The sequence below is a fragment of the Streptomyces iconiensis genome (assembly GCF_028657195.3).
In the GTDB taxonomy this organism is placed as follows: domain Bacteria; phylum Actinomycetota; class Actinomycetes; order Streptomycetales; family Streptomycetaceae; genus Streptomyces; species Streptomyces iconiensis.
Window position 1 is genome coordinate 121,985 of the sequence record NZ_JANCPR020000019.1, and the last position, 21,336, is coordinate 143,320.

A 21,336-nucleotide genomic window follows, 5' to 3' on the forward strand; every position below is an offset into this window, starting at 1 on the left:
GTTCTCCGAGCCGCGCCGCAACCGGCTAAGGTGGTTCCATGCGTACTGGTTTCCCTGACTTCCGCCTCGGCAGCGTGCTGGCGACCAGCTTCACGGGGACTCTGTCGGAGCGTCATGGCGAGGCCGTGGAGCGCATTCCCACGCCGCACCGGCTCATCGACTGGCTGGCGGTGAACGGCCTTGCGGTGGACTCCTGCACCGGCGCCCAGCTCGACCTCGCCCGGGAACTGAGGGAGTCGATCCACGCCGCCGCGACAGCGGCGGCGGTCCAGGTCGCTCTCCCTGCGCCCGCTGTGCAAGTCATCAACGACTGCAGCGTCCAGGGCCGGGCCGCGGCGATCCTGACGCCCGAAGGTGAACGGCGATGGCGCCTCAGCTCGGCTTCCCGCGTGGAAGACGCCCTCGGCGTGATCGCCGCCGACGCGATCAGCATCATCGCTGGGGAGCGGGACGGGAAATTGGCCCTGTGCGTCTCACCAACCTGCCAAGCGGCCTTCTTCGACACCAGCCAAAGCCGCACCCGCAAATGGTGTGACATGAATACGTGCGGGAATCGCCAGAAGAAAGCGCGCTTCAATGCCAACCAGCGCAAAAACCCCCGACCGGCGAAGTGACCGTTACCCCGGTACATCCGCGCGGGCCCCGCGTCCGCGACTCATCCGCAGCGTTGGACGCACACCCCAACGGCACCGCTGAGAACGTCCGCCGCCCTCGGTCAGCGTCCTCGAAAGCCGGGCAACGCCTTGAGCCGGATCAAGCGGTGGTCAGGACTTGCCGGATCAGGCGGTAGTCAGGACTTGCGGTGGTCAGAGCTTGCGGTGGACCGAGACCGCGTAGGCGCCGTCGGTGTAGGGCTCGCGGGACCATGTCGCGTACCGCGCCTCACGTACGAGGCCCGCCGCCGCGCAGTGCGCGTCGTAGTCGTCCGCTGTGTACCCGCGGTCCACGGAGAAGCCCGCCACCAGGCGGCCTTCCGGCCGTACATGCGCCGCTACTCCGGCGACCAGGGCAGGTTCCGTCCCTGGCGGGGTGAACAGCGGGACGTTGCCCGCCATCACCACCACATCGAAGGACGTGCCGAGGTCGAGACCGGCCAGGTCGCTCAAGTGCCAGGGGATGTCGGGCGCGAGGCGCCGGGCGGTGGCCAGCATCGACGCGTCGAGGTCCACGCCCACCACGTCGATCCCGTGCCGCGCCAGCTCGATCGCCACCCTGCCCGTACCGCACCCCGCGTCCAGGACGCTGGACGGCCCCAGGGAACGCACCAGTTCGGCCTCGCCGTGCACGTCCCCGCCCTCGGTCGCGATGCGGTCGAACCGGGCCTGGTACTCCTCGCCATTCCATGCCATACCGGCACCCTGGCACATCCACCCGCACCGGCCGCAGCTCGCCCCCCGCCTGTTCACCGGCCATGACCGGGGGCAGCGACATCCGGGTGCCGCTCGCCCGATGCTGCTCATCCGGTGCCGCCCTGCGCGCGGACGGTCGCGTGCGGCTGGGCCGCCGCTTTCAGGGGCGGTCAGCGGGTCAGTGGCGACAGCCGTCGTGGCCCGTTCCGCCGGGCGTGATGCGGGCGCCCTGCGTCGTGGCGTGGCGGGCGCGCGACCACAGGCCGGCGGCGCTGACGTCCGTCAGATGAAGGTAGGGGAACGGGACAGGTGGCACGGTGGCCGTGGACAGGGACAGCGGGAGCAGGCCGAAGGCGCGGCCACTGATCAGGTCGGCCCGGAGCCTGACGTCGCCGGTGAGCGTGATGTGCCGTGCGTGCGTGCAGGAACCGGGCTCCCCCGATCGGCCGGGATAACCGACGTGTGCGCCGTCCAGCGTCACCCGCCGGGCCCGGCACCCGCCGTCACCCTTCGGCCCGCAGTACAGGCCGGTGACGGTGAGCGCGTCGGCGCGCAGCGTGGCTCCGCGCCGGGAGGGGGCGTGCTGGTCGACGGCGTCCTTCAGGCACGCCAGTACCGCACGGGCTGCGGTTTCCGCGGCGCTGTTCGCCGGAGCGGAGCGAGGGAGGGCCTTGGCCTCGCAGGAGTGCGGCGGCCGGCCGTGGTGGGGCGGGGCGGGTTGCGTGAGCGGGGACGGTGGTGCGCCGTGCGCGCCGCTGGGTGAGCCGGGCAGGTGACCCAACGCGTAGCCGATGACGAGCAACAGCGCCGCGCGGCGCACCGTCCGCCGCTTATCCACGGCCCGTCGGGGGTGTGTCCTCGGTGGTGCGCCATGCCAGCGCGAGCGCTCCGCCGGTCAGGGCGAGCAGTATGCCGAGGAGGAATCCGCCGAGGTTGGCCAGGGGGTAGGACAGCAGGCCGAGCAGGATGGCGCCGGTTCCGGCCCAGAGGGCCCTGGCCGGTCGGGCCCACAGGTGTACGGCGCAGCCGACGAGGGCGGCTGCCAGAAGCAGGGCGGTGGCGGCGCTGAGCCCCTGGATGCCGAGCATGCTGGGGCGTGCGAGGGGCAAAGCGCCGAGCTCCAGCCCGGCGAGAGCCACGCACAGGCAGGCGGCGACAGGACGCGGGCGCGCCGTCAGGCGCATGGCTTCTCCCCTCCTTTCACGGACATGCTCGCGCCGGCCAGCGAGAACATGCCGGCCGTCAGCGACCACGCCTTCAGGCGCATGTCCGTGATGGTCAGCGAACGTGCCTGCTGCCCGTACGTCCCCGCGGTGCCTTGAGGCCCGGAAGCGTCCAAGGTGGCGGCGTCCCGTCCCATCTCCACGGACCTGAAGGTCATGTCGCCGGTGAGGTCGACGAGGTCGAGGACCATGCCGCTGGCGCGCACCGGCTCGTCCTCGCCGGACCGGATGACGAGCGTGGCGGTGCCCAGCGGGGTGTGTGCCACGGCGGACTGGCACAGGTTGCTGATGCGTGCGCTGCGGAGACCGACGACGGCCACCGGGTGGTCGGAACCCTTGGCGTCCCGGCGAAAGGAGGCGAACTGGGTCGCGTCCGTGGCCTTGAGCCGTTGTGCGGTGACGGTGAAGGGGGAGCCCGCGACGGCGAAGGACACGGGGATCTCGGCCGCCGTTGTCGTGGCGATGGTTCCCGCGGCCAGCAAAGCCGTCAGGGGGAAGACGAGCGCGAAGCGCCGCCAGTCGGTACGGCTGCCGACTGGCCGGCGCGTCTTTCTGCGGTGCCGCGGCCGGGCGCGTGATGCTGCGGTTCGCCTCATGCTGTGTGTCCCTTCCCCGGGGCTGGGCGCGTGAGTTCCTCGTGTCCCGCATGTGCAACGCCGGTCGGCGGCCGTTTGTCACCGCAGGCCACCCGGTCGGCGGCTCGTCACGTCACGGTGGCCGGCGCACGCCCGAAGGCCCGGGTCAGATAGGCGTGGTCGACGGGCTCGGGGTCTGGGAGGTCTCCTACGGCGGTCAGCAGGTGGGAACGGTCGTAGGTGCGGCGATGTGTGCTGTAGGCCAGCGGGTTGGCGGCGAAGTTCGCGGCGAGCTTTTCCAGTGCCGTCGGCTGGGGCAGCGTCGGCTTCATGCTCACCTTCAGGCCCGGGAAGCGCGCCTCGACGGCGGCTGCGACGGTCGCGAACTCCACGTTGTGGGGGTGTGTGACGTGCAGGGTGCGCACACCCGTCGAGGGCCGGGCCCTGCATGCGGCCAGCACCATGGCGTGGGCCGCGTAGTCGGCCTGAAGCAGGTTGAGGCTGGCTTGCGGGTCTCCCTGCAGGCGGTACAGAAAGGGTGCGGCGCGCGTTTCCTCTTCGCCGCGGCGACCGCCCGGCGGCGTGGGCGGCGATGAACCCGCTGCGGCCCGGCTGCTCATGATCTGTTCCACGAGGCGCAGCAGGAGATCGGTCGGCTGGCCGGGCAACCCTTGAGGGACAGGCCGGTCGGTGACCAGCAGGCTGGGCCTGAACACCGTCACATCGCGGCTGTTGCCCTGTGCCCAGACGCGGAGCATACGTTCGGCGGTGTACTTGGACTCCTCGTAGGGGAGCTGGAAGCCGTCGGTGTCCCGCAGGTCGTCCTCCGTGATGTGGCCCGTGCTGCGTCGCCCGGCGACGTAGGCGGTGCTCACATGCAGCAGGCGGGCGTCCGGGGCCTCGTCGGCCAGGTCCAGGACGCGGCGGGTGCCGATGACGTTGGCGTGGTGCAGCGGCGCCGGGTCCCCTTCGAGCCGGGGCAGGGCCGCGCAGTGCCACAGCGTGGTGAGGCCCTCTGCGATCCGGGCCCGCTCCTCGGGGCCCAGGTCCAGCCCCGGTCGCAGCAAGTCACCGCTGACGTAACGCACGGTGCCGAGCGCTTCGGGGGCCAGCGGCGGGGTGTCCAGCCACCGCACGGCGGCCTCGACGCGGGCGCGCAGTTCTTCAGCCATGCCACGGCCCAGAACGGTGACGCTTTCCTCGCCGCGGGCCAGCAACTCGCGCAGGAGGCGGCAGCCGAGGAATCCGGTCGCGCCGGTGAGCAGCACGGACAACGAGGTCTCCTTGCGAGGGAAGGGGCGGGGGGACGGAGGTCCGGACGCTACGCGGAGAGGGCCGGTCGCGGGGGGCGGTACGGGGCAGGTCGCGCACAACCACCCGCACGGGGGTGAGTGATGTCCCGTGGCAGCACCACTCGTTCAGGTGGTTCGCAGAAATCACGGGCAAATCCTGGTGACCCTTCGTGTGCACCGGTCGGCGAACAACTACGGTGCGTTGCTGTCTTGTCTACACAGTGAAAGGGCGCTCATGACGGACCATTTGGCCCCCGATGCCCCGGAGCGGGCGATCGCCATCGTCGGCGCATCCTGCCGCTTGCCAGGCGGTGTCCACGACCTGGACTCGCTGTGGGACGCGTTGCGCGACGGACGGGACGCCGTCGGTGAGGTGCCGCAAGACCGCTTCGACGCACGCCGGTTCGTCAGCGCCGACATGGCCCGCACGGGCCGGAGTTACACGGCGGCCGGCGGTTTCCTGGACGACATCGCGGGCTTCGACGCCGGGTACTTCGGGATCTCCCCGAAGGAAGCCACGCAGATGGACCCGCAGCACCGGCTGTTGCTGGAGCTGACGGCGGAGGCGCTGGACGACGCGGCCATCTCCCCCGCCCGGCTCGCCGGTTCGGACACGGCCGTCTACGTCGGCATCTCGGACGCCTCCTACGGCGGGCTGAACATGATGTCGCTGGAGAAGATCAACCCGTACACGATGGTGGGTGCCGCCTCCTCCCTCGCCGCCAACCGCCTGTCCCACGCCTTCGACTTGCACGGCCCGAGCATGACGGTGGACACCGCCTGTTCGTCCTCGCTCGTGGCACTGGACCGTGCCTGTCACACCCTGTGGGAGGGCACCAGCAGGGCGGCCCTGTGCGGCGGCGCCAACGTACTGCTCAGCCCTCTGCATTACGTGGGGTTCTCGCAGGCTTCGATGCTGTCCAAACGGGGGCGCTGCGCGGCGTTCTCCGCGCAGGCCGACGGATTCGTACGCGCCGAGGGCGGCGGCCTGGTGGTGCTCAAGCGGCTGCGGGACGCCCTGGCCGACGGCGACCGTGTGCTCGGGGTCGTTCTGGGCAGCGGCAGCAACAGCGACGGGCGTACGACGGGCGTCGCGTTGCCCAGTGCTCGGGCGCAGGAGGATCTGCTTCGCCGCGTCTACAAGCAGGCCGGCGTCGATCCCGACGAGTTGGTCTACTTCGAGGCGCACGGCACCGGGACCCTGGCCGGTGACCCGCTGGAGGCCGAGGCGATCGGCCGGGCGCTGGGCGTGCGCCGTATCACCGGCGCACTGCCCATCGGCTCGATCAAGACCAACGTCGGCCACCTGGAGCCCGCTTCGGGAATCGCCGGGCTGTGCAAGGCGCTGCTGGTGCTGCGGCACGGCATCGCTCCGGCGTCGCTGCACGCCGACACCCCGAACCCGGACATCGATTTCACGGGGCTCGGCCTGAGTCTGACCAGTCGGCCCCAGCAACTGCCCGCCCGCGCGCGGCCCGTGGTGGGCGTGAACTCCTTCGGGTTCGGCGGCGCCAACGCCCATGTCGCGCTCACCGCGGCCCCCGCGGCCCCGGCCCCCTCGTCAGCGCCCGGGCAGCCGCCTGAGGGTTTGCCCCTGCTGGCCAGCGCCCGCACGCCGCAGGCCCTTTCGGAAGCGGCCTCGGCCATGGCCCGGCGGCTCGCTCACGCGGGTGAGGACGAGTTCTACGACCTGGCCTACACCTCGTGCCTGCGCCGCGGCCTGCACGAACACCGTGCGGCCGTCTTCGCCCGTACGCCGCGGGACGCAGCCAGGGGCTTCGCGGCCCTGGGTACCCGGACGAACACCGGGACGGCCGGCACGGCCGGGGCCGCCGCCGTTCCCGCCCGGGAGCCGGCGGCCGTGGAAGAGGGCGTCCCGTGCGGCCAGGTCACCTTCGTCTTCGCCGGCAACGGTTCGCAGTGGGCCGGCATGGGGGCCGACCTGATGCGCGACGAGCCCGTCTTCCACGCGGCCGTCGAGGAGGCCGATGCCGAACTCAGCCCCCGGCTGGGCTGGTCGGTCGCCAAGGAACTCCACCTGCCGCCCGGCGACTGGCAGCTGGAGGCCACCGAGATCGCACAGCCGCTGCTGTTCGCCGTGCAGCTCGGCATCGTGGCCGTACTGCGCGATCGCGGGGTCACCCCCGCGATGGTGCTGGGCCACAGCGTGGGCGAGGTGACCGCCGCCCACGCCGCGGGCGCACTGACACTCCCCCAGGCCGCACAGGTGATCACCGAGCGCAGCCGGGTGCAGGCCGCGACAGCGGGCCAGGGCCGGATGGCGGCCGTCGGTCTCACCCCCGAGCAGGCGGCCACCGAGATCGCCCCCTGGGGGCAGGCGTTGGAGATCGCCGCCGTCAACAGCCCCAAGGACGTCACCGTGGCAGGCAAGGCCGACGCCCTGGCGGCCCTGGGCTCCCAACTCGCCCTCCGTGGCTGCTTCTTCCGCGACCTGGGCCTCGAATACGCCTTCCACAGCAGCGCGATGGACCCCCAGGCCGAACCGCTCACCACGGCGCTTCGCGGCCTGGCGCCCCATGACGGTGACATCGCGCTGTACTCCACCGTGACCGGCGGCCGGTTGCCGGGCAGCGCCCTGGACGCCGAACACTGGTGGCACAACCTGCGTCGGCCGGTGCGCTTCGCCGCTGCTGTCGAGCAGGCGGCACAGGACGGCGGCGACGTCTTCGTCGAGATCGGGCCGCACCCCGTACTGCGCACCTACCTGCGGCGCGTCACCGCGGCCCGGGCGGGGGGAAGGGCAGCCGTTGTCCCCACGCTGCACAGGGAAACGGACGGCGTACGCGCGCTGGCACGTGTGCCGGCCGCGCTGCTCGCCGCGGGAGCCGAGACCGACTGGAACCGCTACTTCCCCCGGCCAGGAGCAGTCGCGGCGCTGCCCGCCTACCCCTGGCAGCGCGAGCGCCACTGGAGCGGTGACGAGCACGTGTGGACCCGCAACGGCGCTCTTGCGCACCCGCTGCTGGGCGGGCGTGTCACCGCACCGCATCCGGTGTGGGAGGGCTGCGTCGAACCCGGTCTTGTGCCCTGGCTGGCCGACCACCGTGTCGCGGGTTCCGTGGTGATGCCGGCCACCGGCTACGCCGAGATGGCCCTGGCCGCCGGACGCGAGGCCCTTGGCGGACCGGCCGAGGTCGAACACCTGGACATCCAGTCGGCCCTGGTCGTGCCCTGGGCCGAGGCACCCGGCACCAGCGTCCAGACCGCCCTGCACCCCGACGACGGCACCCTGACCATCACCAGTACGACAGTCAACTCCCAGGAACCGCGTCCCCACGTCCGCGCCCAGGTACGTGCCCTGCTGCAGCCCCGTCCCGCCGACCTGGACCTGGGGGCCGTGGCCGCCCGCTGCCCGCGGCACCTCCCCGGCCGGGCCCACTACGCCGCCTGCTCCTCCGCCGGCCTGGACTACGGGCCGGCGTTCCAGGTGCTGACCGCGCTGGACATCGGCGACGGCGAAGTGCTGGCCCGCTTCCGGCACGACGCCCCGGGCCTGCCCTACACGGTTCATCCCTCCCTGCTCGACGGCGCGCTGCAGGCGGGTGCCCCGCTCCTCGCGGACCTCGCGGGTGACGGAGCCGCTTTCCTGCCGGCGGCCATCGGCGCGCTCCGCGTCTGGGACGAGCCCTCACCCACCGGCGCCGTGTGGGTACGTGAACGCAGCCGCACCGCGCACGAGGTGTGCTGGGACATCACCGTCACCGACGACGACGGACGCCTCCTCGCACAGCTGGACGGCTGCCGGCTGCGACGGGTGGCGGCGACACGGGGGATGCCCGTCACCGTTCATGAGACGCAACTGCGAGCGGCGCCGCGCACCGACTGCCCGGCCGCTCCCTCCCCGCTGCCCGCACCACGCCGCATCGGCGAGGCAGCCGCACCGCGCCTCGCTCAGCTGCGCCGCGAACTGCCCGACTCCTGTGGCGAAGTGCTGGCTCTGCTGAAGGACGTGATGGCCCGCCGTACGGCGACGGTCTTCGCCGAGCTGCTGCCGGACCGCACGCTGCCCTTCTCCCTCGACGATCTGGTCGCGGCAGGGTCGCTGGACAAACACCGGCGGGTGTTCACGCTGCTGATTCCGCTGATGGAAGACCTCGGTCTGCTCGACCCGGCCGGCCCCGGCAGGTGGCGGCTCACGGCGTCTCGATTCCCCGTCGACGGCATGCTGCGCGAAGCCGCCGCCCTCTCCCCGGACTCCGTCGCCGCGATCAGCCTCGCGGCCCGGCACTGCAGCTTGGTGCAAGCGCTCCTGCGAGGAGACGCCGACCCCCTGGAGATGTTCGTCACCGACCACGCGGCGCAGGCACTGGAACACTTCTACGACCTCCTCCCCGTCTTCCGGTTCCACAACCGTGTCGCTCAGGCGCTCGTCCGCGAGATCGTTGCCGCGTGGCCGCGGGGACGGACGCTGCGCGTCCTGGAGGTGGGTGCGGGAACAGGTGCCACGACCGCGGCGCTACTGCCGCTGCTGCCGACCGACCGCACGCACTACTGCTTCAGCGACGTGTCCGCTTTCTTCTTCCCGCGCGCGAAGGGCCGGTTCGCCGCCTCGGACTTCATCGACTACCGCACCCTCGACCTGGCCCAGGACCCCACCGGCCAGGGCTTCGCTCCGCACAGCTTCGACCTCGTCGTCGCCGGATTCGCGCTGCACACGGCGCCGGACCTCAGCGAAGCGCTGAACAATGTGGCCACCCTCCTGGCACCGGGCGGCCAGCTGCTGGCCACCGAGGCGCACGATCCGCTCCTGCTGCAGCCCTACTTCGGCTATCTCGACAGCTTCTACGGCAACACCGACACCGACTTGCGGCCCCGGTCGCTGCTGCTGCCCCGTGACGAATGGCCCGCCCTCCTGAACCGATGCGGCTACACCGATGTGCTGCAGGCCGGTCATGACACGGCCCGAGTACGGGACGGCTTCTCCGTCCTGCTCGCCGCGGTCCCGGCCACCGCCCCGGTCGTTCCGCCCGCACAGCCGGCGGAACGCAACGACGGCACGGCCTTCATCGTGGCGACGGAGTCGGCCGGCGAAGGGACGATGGCGACCGCTCTCGGCGACCGCCTCACCGACGGCACCAGCACGGCCCGCTTCGTGCCGATGACCGACGACGAGGACGTGTGGGCGGAAGCCCTGCAGTGGGCTCACAGCGAGCCGTCCACCGAACGCACCGCGGTCGTCCTGCTCCTCTCGGACGTGCACAACGACGCGCCTGAGGACATCACCGCACAGGCCGGCCGACGGGCCGAGGCTCTCCTGGCGCTGACAGCCGCGATCAGCGCGGCTCCGCACAGCGCACCGCCCCCTGAACTGTGGCTGGTGACCCGGCCCTGTGGCACGGTGCCCTCTCCCGGCGTCACCCACGAGTCGGACGCCGCGCTGTGGGGAATGGCCCGCAACCTGGTCAACGACGGGATCGGCCTGACCAGCCGCCGCATCAGCCTGGAGCCCACGGCGGACACCGCGGCTGACGCCCGCCGGCTCGCGCGGGAACTGCTGGGGCCCACCGAGGAGGACGAGATCCTCCTGACCGCCTCGGACCGTTTCGTCCCCCGCGAAGTGCCCCGGCCGACCGCCCAAGTCAGCGACGAGAGCGTCCCCTTCGCCCTCAGGGTGGACGATCCCGGCCTGTCCTACCGGCTCGCCTGGGAGGAGCGGGACCTGCCCCGGCCCGGGCCCGGCGAGGTCCTGATCGAGGTGCGCGCGGCGGCACTCAACTACCGCGACATCATGCAGAGTGTCGGCCTGCTGCCCGAGGAAGCCATCGAAGGCACCCACTCGGCCCAGGGATGCGGGCTGGAGTGCGCGGGCGTCGTGGTCGCCTGCGGCGAAGGAACCACGCGCCTGTCTCCGGGAGACCGCGTGGCGGGCATGGCACCCGCCACCCTCGCCTCGCACACCGTGACCGACGCGCGCGCGGTATGGCGGCTGCCGGACCACATGAGCTTCACCGCCGCGGCCACCATGCCCGTTGCCTACGCCACGGCCCACTACGGTCTCGACCGGCTCGCCCGACTCCGGTGCGGTGAAACAGTTCTCGTGCACGGCGCGGCCGGCGGCGTCGGCCTGGCGGCGATCCGGTACGCACACGCACATGGCGCCCATGTGATCGCCACGGCGGGCAGTGACCTGAAGGGCGACATGCTGCGCGCCCTGGGCGTACAGCATGTACTGGACTCCCGCGCCCTCGACTTCGCCGTCCAGGTCAAACAGCTCACGGACGGACGCGGCGTGGATGTCGTCGTCAACTCGCTCGCGGGCGAGGCCATGGCCCGGAGCCTGGAGCTGCTGAGGCCGGGCGGCCGGTTCATCGAACTCGGCAAACGGGACATCTTCGAGAACAAGCCGCTGCCACTGCGGCACTTCCGCAACAACATCGCCTTCTTCGGCGTCGACCTGACGAAGGTACTGGACGACGAACGGGAATCCGAGGCGCTCAGCGCCGATCTGGGCGAGCAGGTCCGCAACGGCACGTACAGCCCTCTGCTGCACACCGTCCACCCCGCGGCACGCGTCGACGAAGCCTTCCGGCTCATGCAGCACTCACGCCACATCGGGAAGGTCGTCGTCGCCTTCGACCCCCTCGACGAGCCGCCCCTGATCGAGCGGTCCTGGCCGGCGCCCCGGCTGCAGGAGACGGCCACCTACCTCGTCACCGGCGGCACCGGCGGCTTCGGCGCAGCCACCGCCCAGTGGCTCGCCGACCTGGGCGCCCGTCATGTGGCACTGGTCAGCCGGCGCGGCGCCCAGGCCCCGGAAGCCGAGCACGTGCTGGCCACGCTCACCGCACGAGGGGTCACGGCAACCGCGTATGCGGCGGACGTGACGGACCTGGACGCCATGCGCGAGGTCGTCGCCACGATCGACGCCACGGGGCACCCGCTGCGCGGCGCAGTGCACTGCGCCATGCACCTGGACGACGCGTTGTTCACCGAACTGAGCGGTGAGCGGATCGCCGCCGTCATGGCTCCCAAGATCACCGGAGCGGCCGTCCTCGACCTCCTTCTGCGCGAGCGGGAGTGCGACCTGTTCCTGATGTACTCCTCGGAGACGGCCACGCTCGGAAACGTCAAACAGACGCCCTACGCAGCCGGCAACCTCTACCTCGAAGCGCTCGTCCGCCGCCGTCGCCAGGAAGGAAAAGCAGGACTGGCCATCGCCTGGGGCGCCATCGCAGACGTGGGATACGTCGCCCGCAACGGGCTGGCGCAGGCCGTAGCACGGTTCGGACTGGGACTGCTCTCCCCACACGACGCGTTCGCCGCCGCTGCCGGACTGCTGGGCGCGAACGCCGAGGTGGCCGGCGTCATCCGCAGCGACTGGGGACGGGGAACACGGCTGCTGCCGTCCACCGCCACCCCTCGGCTCTCCCAGCTGCTCCCCCGGAACACCGCCGCGAACGGCGACCTCGACCAAGAAGAGCTGCTGCGCACACTGACGCACATGCCGGCAGAGGGGGCGCTCGCCTCCCTGACCCACAGCTTGCGGGAAGTCCTGGCCGGCATCCTGCAGATGGAAGAGGAAGGAATCGATCCGCACGGCCGGCTGGACTCCTACGGGCTCGATTCCCTGATGGCGACCGAACTCCTGGTCACCCTCAACCAGCGCTTCGGCGTCGACATCCCGCCCATGGAACTGCTGCGCAGCAGTACGGGCTCCCTTGCCGATGTCGCCCAGACGCTCTACCTGCGTCTCGGCCTGCGCCCGCCCGAGCCTGCCGCGCCCTCCACCCCCATCCCCCACCAGGCCCACCACAGCGACACCGGGCACGCGGCCACCCCGGCGTCCTGAGACAAGAGGCCGAGCCCGGCGAGGACTCGCCTCCCCTCCACCTGAACCGCCCACCCCTGCCCCGCTCCTGCGCGGCAGGGGTGCGTGCGTTCGCCGCGGTGCGGGGCGCGGTGACCGCGCCGCCCTGGGCCGGAACACCAGGCCGTTCCCGTCATCGACGCGGGAGGCGTCCGGTACGGGAAGTCCGGTACGGGAAGGCGCCCTGTACGGGAGGCGTTCAGCGGGCCTGGCGGGTGGCGGAGCGGTTGGCCTTGCGCACCGCGGCGAGCAGTTCTGCCTTGTTCATGCCGGAGCGGCCCTCGACGCCCAACTCCTGCGCGAGGCCGTACAGATGTTCCTTGGTGGCCTGCTCGTCCACGCCCTGACCGCTGCGTCCGCCCTGCTGCCGTGGACGGGCCGACCGGGGATCCGAGGGACCTTTACGGCCACGCTCCTTACGCTCCCAGTGGTCACCGACCTTCTCGTACTCGTGCTTGAGAGCGCCGTAGGCGACCCGGTGGGAGCGCTCGCCCTCGCCGTACTCCCGCACAGCGGAATCATGGGCCTTGATCCAGGTGCGCTGCGCCCCGCGCGCAGAGCGCTGGAGCGTTGAGGGAAGTTCTTCTCTGCCAGGCATGTCATCCCTCCAGAAGGGGTGAGTGTCAGCGTTGGTAGAGGCCGACGATGTTGCCGCTCGCCAGGGCGGGTCCGTCGACCGTGCCGTGCACGTCCTCGGCCGAGGCACCGTCGGGTACACCTGCGGGACCTGGCAGGGCGTACAGCCGGAAGAAGTACCGGTGCGCCTCGTCTCCCACGGGCGGCTGCGGCCCGCCCCAGCCGGTCCCGCCGAAACCGTTGGTGAGCGGGGTACCGCCCTGCGGGGTCTCCCCCGCGTTCACGGACCGTGCGGCCGGATCGATGCCGGTGACCAGCCAGTGCACGAAGGTCCCGGACGGCGCGTCCGGGTCCTCGCACAGCAGGAGGAGTTCGGCCGCGCCCTCCGGCACGTCCGACCACTCCAGAGGCGGGGAGACGTCCTCGCCGTCCCGTGTGTAGTACCGAGGGATCAGAGCGTGATCGTTGAACGCGGAAGTACTGAGTGCGATACCAGCCATGCAAGCACCAGTAACCACCACGTTCCACCCCAAACACCCACCTCACGGAACGGCACCACAAGCGTCCCAAGTCACGGCGGTACCTTGGCGAAGCGGGCAACACACCCGTCCAAGGACCCACAGGCCAGCGAGGAAAGGGCTGCTGACATGCCGCTTGAAGGCGAATACGAACCGAGTCCGTCGCAGTGGGTACGGGACCAGGTCGAACTGTACGAAAGCAGCGGCGGAACCAAGGGCACCACCATGCGCGGAATGCCCGTCATCGTGCTGACCACGCTCGGCGCGAAGAGCGGGAAGATCCGCAAGACCGCGTTGATGCGCGTGGAGCACGACGGGCAGTACGCGATCGTGGCGTCGCTGGGCGGAGCGCCCCAGCACCCCGTCTGGTACCACAACGTGGTCGCCGACCCGCGTGTGGAGTTGCAGGACGGTCCTGTGCGCCAGGACATGGTCGCGCGTGAGGTGACGGGTGAGGAGAAGCGGCGCTGGTGGGACCGGGCGGTGGAGGCTTACCCCGACTACGCCGACTATCAGGCCAAGACCGACCGCGAGATTCCGGTGTTCGTACTGACGCCGACGGAGACACCGCACAGCTGAGGCCGGGTGGCGGGCGCTGATGGCCGTGCCGGGAGGCGGAGCTTCGGGGCCGGTGGGGCGGGACGTACAGTCGGGCACCATCGGGGCCGTGGCGGGCGCGGCCCGTCAGTGCTGGAAGGCGATCGTGACTGCGCACCCCACCTACCCGTCCCTGCTGGATCTGCCGCCGCTCGGCGCCGGCCACTTCGCCGCCGTCGAGGACAAGGTCGCCTCGCTGTTGCGGACGCGTTCCGACGTCGTGGTGATGCAGGGTGAGGCGCTGCTGCCGCTGGAGGCGTGCATCCGCTCGGCGGCAGCGCCCGGCTCTGTGGCACTGAACGTGGTCACGGGGCCGTACGGAGAGACGTTCGGGCGGTGGCTGCGGGCGTGTGGCGCCGAGGTGGTCACGCTCAGTGCACCGTTCACGGGTGCCGTGTCGGCGGAGCAGGTGGCGCGGGCATTGCGGGAGACGCCGTCGATCGGGCTGGTGAGCCTGGTGCACGCGGAGGCGGCGACGGGCAACACGAACCCGGTTGCCGAGATCGGCGCCGTGGTGCGGGAGCACGGCGCCCTGTTCATGCTGGACGCCGTGGCTTCCGTCGGCGCCGAGCCGCTGCTGACGGACGCGTGGGGCGTCGATCTGTGCGTCGTCGGAGGCCAGAAGGCGCTGGCCGGCCCGGCGGGAGTTTCGGCCGTTGCGGTCAGCCCGCGTGCGTGGGAGCGGATGGAGGCCAACGCGCAGGCACCGCGCGGCTCGTATCTCTCGCTCCTGGACTGGAAGGAACGCTGGACCGACGCGGGCCGTACGGCGCTGCCGCACGCTCCGGCGCAGTTGGAGATGCTGGCGCTGGAGGCGGCTGTCGACCGCGTGAACGGCGAGGGCCTTGAGGCGTCGTTCGCCCGGCACCGCTCGGTGTCGGCCGCCATGCGGGCCGGGGTTCGTGAGCTGCCGGGCCTGCGGCCGTTCGTCGTACGGGACGAGGACGCCGCGCCGGTGGCGACGACGCTGGGCGTCTCCGACGAGGTGGACGCGCGGGAGGTCGTGGCGGCGGCGCTCGCGGTGGATGCGGGCGTGCCGTTGCAGGCGGCCGGGGGCGCGCTGGCCAAGGAGATGCTGCGCGTCAACCACTACGGACAGGCCGCGCGGATCGAGGTGGCCGCGGCTTCACTGGAGGCGCTCGCAGCGGGACTGCGCGCGCTGGGCCTGAGCGTCGACAGCGGCGCCGCACTGCGTGCCGCCGAGGCTGCGTGGGACGGGAACGGAAACGGCGCAGCGGCGCACTGAGCCGTGCCGTGGGCCGGAGAGCTGGAGCCGCGGGGATCCGGGGATTCAGGGCCTGGAGCCTCGGATTTTGCGGACGCGGCGGCGCGCGGCCCGATGGGTCGGGAACGGGCCCGGTGGTCAGGGTCGGGAACGGGCCCGGCGTTCGCGTGCGCGGCGGCGGATGACCACGAGGTCGATCGCGGCGAACAGCGCGAGCAGTGCGCAGACTCCCGCCAGGACGCTGAGCAGGGTGTCGCTCGGTGAGCTGTGGCTGTGCGAGGTGGACGCCCACCACGCGAAGAAGACCGCGGCTGCCGCGAACACGGGCACTCCGCAGGACGAGAGGATCGCGCGCAGCCGCAGATCGGTACGGGCTGTGACCGGCTCGGTGCCGCTGCGCGCGTGCCGTCCGCCTCGGCTGCCGTCGCGGTGGCCCGCGCGGGGGCGGGGAGGCTGGGGCTCGGACACCGGTTCACCTTCTGTCGGGTATGGGGACCTTTGTTCCATGGTCCCCATACCCGGGCGCCGGCGCGAGAGGGACGGGCACGGGATGCCGTGCGCGGGTGCGGGGGCGCCGACCCGATCGGCTCGTCGGCCGGCTGGCCGACTACGTGTCAGCAGTGGCGGCTGACGTGCCCCTTCTTACCGGCGGGGAGCACATCGAGGTCGCGGAGCGTGACAGAGAGGCGGTCGCTCCAGGTACGGCAGGCGCGGGTGAAGTCCCGGGCTCGGTACTCGATGTCGAAGACCCGGTCGTCATAGGCGGTGGCGAACGGTTTGCACTCTCCGTAACGGGCGCACTCCTCGACGACGGCGAAGTCGAAGCCGATACGGGACCGTTGGGGCAGGAGGTCGGCCGTGTTCTTCTGGCCGACCGCCAATCCGCGCGCGTGGGCGCGCTTCGCGAGTTGCCTGGCGAAGGCGGTGGCGTCCTTGGTGGTCAGCTGGTCGTCGGAACGTTCGTAGGAGTCGAGGTTGTCGAACTCGACGGCGTCGAAGCCGTCCTTCGCACAGCCGTCGATCCACCGTCCGACCACGCGGAGCAGCGCGGTGCGACGGGCGGACGTGGAGATGTCGAGCAGGGGTTCGTCCCAGTCCTCGTCGATGACCAGGTCGCCGTCGTCGTCGCGCAGCAGAAGCCGGGGGTGGTGTTCGCGCCACCAGTCGACCGCGTCGCCCGGCTGGGTCTGGAAGGCGTTGACGTAACAGACGTTGTACGCGTCCCGCGCCGGTTCGGCACGCCGGTCGCGGGAGACGACTTCCACGTCGGAGGCGGGCGGGTAGGCCCCGCCGAGCTGGTAGTCGAAGACCGCGCCGGCCGCGGGCAACCGCACGCCGTCGTCGGACTTCTCCTTCGTCGAGGGAGTGCTCGGCGCACACGCGCCGAGTGCCAGCAGCAGTGCCGCCACGCTCGCGGCGGCACGCAGGAACGCGGGCCGCCGCGGGGCGGCGGTGCGGTTCAGCGTGCGCTCCGGACGTACTCGCGCGGGGAGTTGGGTCCGTCAAGGTCACGCGCGGCGAGGACGCGTGCGGCGAGGACGCGTGCGGCTGAGGTGCCGGTCAGGGCGGCGAACACGTGGCGTTCCGCGCCCTCATGGGGCTGACGGCTGCGCCAGGCCGTCATGTCCCGCCGCTTCGGCACGGCCAGCGCCTTTTGTCCCGCGCCGAGGGGCGGCCCGGCACAGCGCGGGCAACGGCCCGGCTCCGCCCGCTCGTTCCGCTTCTGGTGAGCGGAACGGCAGGGCAGACGAACGAAGTGACTGCTGGTTCTGAAGGGGCTATTGGTGCTGATGCGACAGGAGCACATCGCCCCAGTATGACCGACTCGTTCGGCAGCCGGTGACCACCCCCGGTGACCAATCCGGTGACCAACCCGCCGCTGACCTCGGCTTCCGCGCCCGGCTCCCCACCTGCGCGGCCGTTATGCGAGGGCGTCCTGCGCGTCCGTTCTGCGGGCCGGTCCGGTGCGCCGGTCCCGTGTCCCCACCACACCGTCTCCGGCCCGCGTCTCTCGACCAGGTCTCCGGCCCGCGTCTCCGGTCCGCTCCGGCCGCGTCTCCCCCGGTGGGCCCGGCGCGGGCGCGGGCCGGGGAACGGGGTTCAGGCGACGGTCACGCCCAGGGACTTCCAGCTCGCCGCCGCCGCGCCGATGAGGCCGGCGTCGGTGCCGGTGATGGCCGGGGCGAGGGCGAGGGAGCGTACGTAGGGAAGGACGGCGTAGCGGGCGAGTTCGTGACGGAGGGGGGTGAAGAGGGTGTCACCCGCGCGGGCGACACCGCCGCCGACGACGGCGATCTCGATCTCTACGAGGGTGGCGGTGGCCGCGATACCCGCCGCGAGGGCGCGCGCGGCGCGGGCGTAGGCGTCGAGGGCGCGGGGGTCGCCGGCGCGGGCCGCCTCGGCGACACCGGCGGCGCTGGCGTCGCCGCCGGGTTCGGGGCGCCAGCCGGAGGCGTGGGCACGGCGGGCGATATTGGTGCCGGAGGCGATCGTCTCGACGCAGCCGTGGGAGCCGCAGGGGCAGGGGTCGCCGTCCATGTCGACGCTGATGTGGCCGATGTGGCCCGCGTTGCCGCTGGGGCCTGGCTGGAGGGCGCCGTCGAGGACGAGGCCACCGCCGACGCCGGTGGAGACGACCATGCACAGGGCGCCCGCACGGCCACGCGCCGCACCCTGCCAGTGCTCGGCGGCTGCGATGGCCACACCGTCGCCGACGAGGGTGACGGGCAGCCCGCCCACACGCTCCCGCACGTCGGGGACCAGGGGGTGGTCGCGCCAGCCGGGAATGTTGACCGGGCTGACGGTGCCCGCCTTCGCGTCCACAGGGCCGGCGCTGCCGATGCCGATGCCGCGTACGCGGTGCCATTCGGGCGCCGCGGTCAGCTCGCCGAGCACCTCGTCGACGGCGGCGCTCAGGCGGGCCGCGCTCTCCTGTGCGGGGGTGGGCCGCTGGATGCGGGCGAGCAGCCTGCCGCCGGTGTCGACCAGGGCACCCGCGATCTTGGTGCCGCCGATGTCGAGCGCGGCGACGAGGTCGTTGAGCATGTGCGGTGGGCTCCCGGGCGTGCGGTGGGCGGGTCAGCGCCGGGACCGGCGTCGACCGGACAAGTCTTGCCACTTCTGACAACGTTGTCCAGCCCCTCACCGCCTACGGGGCTTATGCTGCTCGGTGCCCTTGGACCGTCGCCCGCCTCCTGTCGGGGCCGCCGGTCGCGGCGGACAGCGGAGAGTTCCGGGAGCTGTCCGCGAAGCCGTCCCGAGAGCTGTCCCAGAGTTGTTGCGAAAACTGTCCCCAGAGTTGTTCCGAGAGCGAGGACTGGACCCCGTGGCCGACACCGCACGCTCCGCAGGATCCCGCGCCGCCGGGCACCGCCGTCACGCGGAGCGGCGTCCGACCATGAAGGACGTGGCCGCGCGCGCGGGTGTGGGGCTCAAGACCGTCTCCCGCGTCGTCAACGGCGAGGCGGGCGTCTCGACGGACACCGAGCGGCGGGTCAACGAGGCGATCACGGCGCTGGGCTTCCGCCGCAACGACAGCGCGCGCGTACTCCGCAAGGGCAGCACCTCCAGTGTGGGCCTGGTGCTGGAGGACCTGGCCGACCCGTTCTACTCGCCGCTGAGCAGGGCGGTCGAGGAAGTGGCGCGCGCGCACGGTGCGTTGCTGATCAACGGGTCGAGCGCCGAGGACCCGGAGCGCGAGCGCGAGCTGGTGCTGGCGCTGTGCGCGCGGCGGGTCGACGGCCTGGTGATCGTGCCGGCCAGCGGCGACCACCGTTATCTGGAGCCGGAGATGGCGGCGGGTGTGGCCACGGTGTTCGTCGACCGTCCGCCGGGCCGGATCGAGGCCGACCTGGTGCTCTCCGACAACTTCACGGGCGCGCGCGAGGGCGTGGCACACCTGATCGCACACGGACACCGGCGGATCGGCTTCATCGGGGACCAGCCGCGTATCCACACGGCGGGCGAACGGCTGCGCGGCTACCGCGCGGCGATGGCCGAAGCGGGGCTCGCGGTGGCGGACTCCTGGGTGGCACCCGGCGGCACCGACCCGCAGCGCGTACGGGCCGACGCGGCGCGGATGCTGGACGGTACGGAGGGAACGGAGCCGGTGACGGCGTTCTTCTCGGGCAACAACCGGGTGACCGTCGCACTGGTACGTGAGCTGGCGGCGCCCGTGCGGCGGGAGCGAGCCGTGGCACTGGTCGGGTTCGACGACTTCGAGCTGGCCGACCTGCTCTCCCCCGCGGTCACCGTCGTCGCGCAGGACCCGGCCGACCTGGGGCGCAATGCCGCCGAACTGCTCTTCCGGCGGCTGGACGGCGCCGACGACGAGCCCCGCCGCGTCTCCCGGCCGACGCGCTTGATCGCCCGCGGTTCGGGCGAACTGCCGCCTTCGCTCTGAGGGGAGGGGACGGCCTGACGGAGGGCGTTACGGCCCCGCCGCACCGTGATCCCCATCGGCTACCCCTCACGACTGGGGTGAAGGTCCTGGCGGTGTGGTCGGTCGGGCGTCGGCGCTTGTGGCGGCGTGCTGGGCGGCGGCGACGATGTCCTGCAAGGCTGCGACGTGTTGGGCGAGCGCTTCGTGTCCTGCGGGGGTGAGGGAGAGCCAGGTCCTCGGGCGTTTGCCGACGTATCCCTTGCGGATCCCAAGGTAACCGGCGGTGTCCAAGGCCGAAGCCGCCTTGCTCATGACGGAGTCGGACACCTGGCAGTGGTCACGCACCACCCCGAACTCGGCCTCGGCGCAGGCGGAGAGGAACGCCGCGACGGCCAGCCGGGTGGGGTTGTGCAGCGTCCCCTCCAGGGTGGCCGGATGCGGCCGGTGGCTGCCAACGCTCATGCCTGCTCCCGCAGTTGGCGCCTGATCGCGAGGTTGTACCGGGCGAAACCGACCCACATGCTGAGCCCCACGGCGACGGCCAGGGCGCTGACGGCGACGTGGTCACCGGCGCCGAGAGCCCGGAAGATCCCCCACACCAGGCCGGCGGCGAGCACGGTGGGGGCCAGAATCATGAGACGCCGTTGCCTGCGCCCCGCCCTGAAATCCGCGTCCTTCAGCTGCGTCACGCCCCGGCTGCGTCTCGCGGCACGCCTGAACGCGACGACCACCAGCCCTGCCACGGGGTACGCGAGCCACAACTGAACGAAGCCCTTGTCCGCCTCCAGGAGCCGCTGCGCGACGACGACGTAGACCGCGAGGAAGATTCCGGTGGCCGGTCCGTACCAGGCGGGCACGAGCCTGGCCCGGAGCCGGGCCTGCGTCTGCGCCCCCTGTACGTCCCGCAGGACGCTCGCAGCGGCGTCCGCCGACCGGGCGGCGACAGGCACGCCCTCACCAGTGGTGTCCTGCTCCATCGTGCTCTCCCATTCCTTTCTGGCCAGCGCCTTTCTACGTTGACACATAGTTGCCAGGATGGAAAGTGAGTCGTCGAGGCCAGCCCGGGAGGGGGCGCCGCGGGCCTGGCCCGTCTCCCTCGGGGCCGCGAGGCTCCCGCGTCCCGTGCGGGGTGTCGCCTCGCTCCCGCCATCTGCCGCTTCTCCCGAATGGCTCTTTCAGCAGGACGGTGCGCCCGGGTCCAGGCACTCTGAGACGGAGAAGTGAATCTCGCGCGCTCTCCGGGGAAAGCGCACGCCGCTGGCGTGGAGGATGGCGAAGGTTATGCCGAGTGACATCAAGCTGGACGAAGACGGCGACGGTTGGGTCACGGCGGAAGGCTCGGTTCTCAAGGCGGAAACCACAGACCTGATCCTGGATTCCCCGGCCCGGCGAAGCCCCGGCGGCGGCCCGCCATTCCGTCGCGCACTTGTCCATGACGCAGGTGATGGCCTGACCATCAACTTCAACGCTGACTACCCGGGCGGCGTCAGCGTGGCGAAGGCCCGCCTGAATCTGCATGTGAAGAACCAGTCCGGCTCACCAAAGCTCCCTAAGACAGCAGACGTTGGCACGCTCAAGATGCTCGCTCGGCAGGTGGCGCCCCGCCTGCCGCCTTAGAGATCGTTTTCACGGTGAAGCCTGTTTCATCCCCACAAGTCGCGGTGCCGAGAAGCGGCTTGTGGGGCGATGGCGCGTTTCGCGTTCCGTGCGGCTGAGTGGAACACCCGGAATAGGCTCTCAAAGGGGGCCCTTGACAGGTCCGAATCCTGTGG

19 protein-coding genes are annotated in these 21,336 nt (G+C 71.8%); 6 read left to right on the forward strand and 13 right to left on the reverse strand.

Annotated elements, in window-relative coordinates; genetic code table 11:
* Positions 1-38: 38 nt before the first annotated feature.
* Positions 39-614, forward strand: a complete 576-nt coding sequence (locus tag NMN56_RS20285; protein WP_274045858.1) for a CGNR zinc finger domain-containing protein — start codon at positions 39-41, stop codon at positions 612-614.
* A 192-nt stretch (positions 615-806) separates the two neighbouring features.
* On the opposite strand, the gene NMN56_RS20290 is transcribed toward NMN56_RS20285, so the two are convergent.
* The 5 genes from NMN56_RS20290 to NMN56_RS20310 form a co-directional block, all read right to left on the reverse strand.
* Positions 807-1,349, reverse strand: a complete 543-nt coding sequence (locus tag NMN56_RS20290; RefSeq protein WP_274045857.1) for a class I SAM-dependent DNA methyltransferase — start codon at positions 1,347-1,349, stop codon at positions 807-809.
* A gap of 178 nt (positions 1,350-1,527) precedes the next feature.
* The gene (locus tag NMN56_RS20295) at positions 1,528-2,187 is read right to left on the reverse strand and encodes a hypothetical protein (RefSeq protein ID WP_274045856.1); all 660 of its coding nucleotides are present in this window, start codon (positions 2,185-2,187) and stop codon (positions 1,528-1,530) included.
* Positions 2,180-2,533 (reverse strand): DUF6114 domain-containing protein, encoded by a 354-nt coding sequence (locus NMN56_RS20300; protein WP_274045855.1) that lies wholly within the window; start codon positions 2,531-2,533, stop codon positions 2,180-2,182. Before NMN56_RS20300 ends, NMN56_RS20295 begins: the two co-directional genes overlap by 8 nt.
* Complete coding sequence (locus NMN56_RS20305; protein WP_274045854.1) at positions 2,524-3,168, reverse strand: DUF6230 family protein; 645 nt, start codon at positions 3,166-3,168, stop codon at positions 2,524-2,526. The genes NMN56_RS20300 and NMN56_RS20305 overlap by 10 nt, the downstream gene beginning before the upstream one ends.
* Before the next feature lie 107 nt (positions 3,169-3,275).
* Positions 3,276-4,415 (reverse strand): SDR family oxidoreductase, encoded by a 1,140-nt coding sequence (locus NMN56_RS20310; RefSeq protein ID WP_274045958.1) that lies wholly within the window; start codon positions 4,413-4,415, stop codon positions 3,276-3,278.
* A 259-nt stretch (positions 4,416-4,674) separates the two neighbouring features.
* Here NMN56_RS20310 and NMN56_RS20315 point away from each other — a divergent pair, with 259 nt between their 5' ends.
* Positions 4,675-12,249 carry a type I polyketide synthase gene (locus NMN56_RS20315; protein WP_274045853.1) on the forward strand — a complete coding sequence of 2,525 codons (7,575 nt, stop codon included), beginning with the start codon at positions 4,675-4,677 and terminating at the stop codon, positions 12,247-12,249.
* A gap of 217 nt (positions 12,250-12,466) precedes the next feature.
* Here the strand turns inward: NMN56_RS20315 and NMN56_RS20320 are convergent, their stop codons facing one another.
* A complete protein-coding gene (locus tag NMN56_RS20320; protein ID WP_274045852.1) occupies positions 12,467-12,865 on the reverse strand; it encodes a ChaB family protein in 399 nt (132 codons plus the stop codon).
* Between the two features lie 25 nt (positions 12,866-12,890).
* Positions 12,891-13,343, reverse strand: a complete 453-nt coding sequence (locus NMN56_RS20325) for a YbhB/YbcL family Raf kinase inhibitor-like protein (protein ID WP_274045851.1) — start codon at positions 13,341-13,343, stop codon at positions 12,891-12,893.
* 147 nt (positions 13,344-13,490) lie between these two features.
* Here NMN56_RS20325 and NMN56_RS20330 point away from each other — a divergent pair, with 147 nt between their 5' ends.
* The gene (locus NMN56_RS20330; RefSeq protein ID WP_274045850.1) at positions 13,491-13,940 is read left to right on the forward strand and encodes a nitroreductase family deazaflavin-dependent oxidoreductase; all 450 of its coding nucleotides are present in this window, start codon (positions 13,491-13,493) and stop codon (positions 13,938-13,940) included.
* Positions 13,941-14,064: 124 nt separating this feature from the next.
* A complete protein-coding gene (locus tag NMN56_RS20335; protein WP_274045957.1) occupies positions 14,065-15,204 on the forward strand; it encodes a pyridoxal-phosphate-dependent aminotransferase family protein in 1,140 nt (379 codons plus the stop codon).
* A gap of 117 nt (positions 15,205-15,321) precedes the next feature.
* On the opposite strand, the gene NMN56_RS20340 is transcribed toward NMN56_RS20335, so the two are convergent.
* The 4 genes from NMN56_RS20340 to NMN56_RS20355 form a co-directional block, all read right to left on the reverse strand.
* Entirely contained in the window at positions 15,322-15,651 is a 330-nt protein-coding gene (locus NMN56_RS20340) for a DUF6343 family protein (protein ID WP_274045849.1), read from the reverse strand.
* A 146-nt stretch (positions 15,652-15,797) separates the two neighbouring features.
* Entirely contained in the window at positions 15,798-16,592 is a 795-nt protein-coding gene (locus NMN56_RS20345; RefSeq protein WP_274045848.1) for an endo alpha-1,4 polygalactosaminidase, read from the reverse strand.
* Positions 16,593-16,642: 50 nt separating this feature from the next.
* On the reverse strand, positions 16,643-16,825 hold the full coding sequence (locus NMN56_RS20350; RefSeq protein ID WP_274045847.1) for a hypothetical protein: 183 nt from the start codon (positions 16,823-16,825) through the stop codon (positions 16,643-16,645).
* A gap of 458 nt (positions 16,826-17,283) precedes the next feature.
* Positions 17,284-18,228 (reverse strand): ROK family protein, encoded by a 945-nt coding sequence (locus NMN56_RS20355; RefSeq protein WP_274045846.1) that lies wholly within the window; start codon positions 18,226-18,228, stop codon positions 17,284-17,286.
* Between the two features lie 280 nt (positions 18,229-18,508).
* Between NMN56_RS20355 and NMN56_RS20360 the strand changes: the two genes are divergently transcribed.
* Complete coding sequence (locus tag NMN56_RS20360) at positions 18,509-19,585, forward strand: LacI family DNA-binding transcriptional regulator (protein WP_430542649.1); 1,077 nt, start codon at positions 18,509-18,511, stop codon at positions 19,583-19,585.
* Positions 19,586-19,651: 66 nt separating this feature from the next.
* Here the strand turns inward: NMN56_RS20360 and NMN56_RS20365 are convergent, their stop codons facing one another.
* Positions 19,652-20,026, reverse strand: a complete 375-nt coding sequence (locus NMN56_RS20365; protein ID WP_274045845.1) for a winged helix-turn-helix domain-containing protein — start codon at positions 20,024-20,026, stop codon at positions 19,652-19,654.
* Positions 20,023-20,589: a hypothetical protein gene (locus tag NMN56_RS20370; protein ID WP_274045844.1), complete on the reverse strand. Its 567-nt coding sequence runs from the start codon at positions 20,587-20,589 to the stop codon at positions 20,023-20,025. Before NMN56_RS20370 ends, NMN56_RS20365 begins: the two co-directional genes overlap by 4 nt.
* A 256-nt stretch (positions 20,590-20,845) precedes the next feature.
* Here NMN56_RS20370 and NMN56_RS20375 point away from each other — a divergent pair, with 256 nt between their 5' ends.
* Positions 20,846-21,181: a hypothetical protein gene (locus tag NMN56_RS20375; RefSeq protein WP_274045843.1), complete on the forward strand. Its 336-nt coding sequence runs from the start codon at positions 20,846-20,848 to the stop codon at positions 21,179-21,181.
* Positions 21,182-21,336 lie beyond the last annotated feature (155 nt).

Bases quoted from the DNA above. Each gene is read 5' to 3' on its own strand.
- NMN56_RS20285 (WP_274045858.1), top strand. From the start codon at position 39: ATGCGTACTGGTTTCCCTGACTTCCGCCTCGGCAGCGTGCTGGCGACC.
- NMN56_RS20320 (WP_274045852.1), bottom strand. From the start codon at position 12,865: ATGCCTGGCAGAGAAGAACTTCCCTCAACGCTCCAGCGCTCTGCGCGC.
- NMN56_RS20305 (WP_274045854.1), bottom strand. From the start codon at position 3,168: ATGAGGCGAACCGCAGCATCACGCGCCCGGCCGCGGCACCGCAGAAAG.
- NMN56_RS20330 (WP_274045850.1), top strand. From the start codon at position 13,491: ATGCCGCTTGAAGGCGAATACGAACCGAGTCCGTCGCAGTGGGTACGG.
- NMN56_RS20325 (WP_274045851.1), bottom strand. From the start codon at position 13,343: ATGGCTGGTATCGCACTCAGTACTTCCGCGTTCAACGATCACGCTCTG.
- NMN56_RS20290 (WP_274045857.1), bottom strand. From the start codon at position 1,349: ATGGCATGGAATGGCGAGGAGTACCAGGCCCGGTTCGACCGCATCGCG.
- NMN56_RS20315 (WP_274045853.1), top strand. From the start codon at position 4,675: ATGACGGACCATTTGGCCCCCGATGCCCCGGAGCGGGCGATCGCCATC.
- NMN56_RS20370 (WP_274045844.1), bottom strand. From the start codon at position 20,589: ATGTGTCAACGTAGAAAGGCGCTGGCCAGAAAGGAATGGGAGAGCACG.
- NMN56_RS20375 (WP_274045843.1), top strand. From the start codon at position 20,846: ATGCCGAGTGACATCAAGCTGGACGAAGACGGCGACGGTTGGGTCACG.
- NMN56_RS20300 (WP_274045855.1), bottom strand. From the start codon at position 2,533: ATGCGCCTGACGGCGCGCCCGCGTCCTGTCGCCGCCTGCCTGTGCGTG.
- NMN56_RS20355 (WP_274045846.1), bottom strand. From the start codon at position 18,228: ATGCTCAACGACCTCGTCGCCGCGCTCGACATCGGCGGCACCAAGATC.
- NMN56_RS20365 (WP_274045845.1), bottom strand. From the start codon at position 20,026: ATGAGCGTTGGCAGCCACCGGCCGCATCCGGCCACCCTGGAGGGGACG.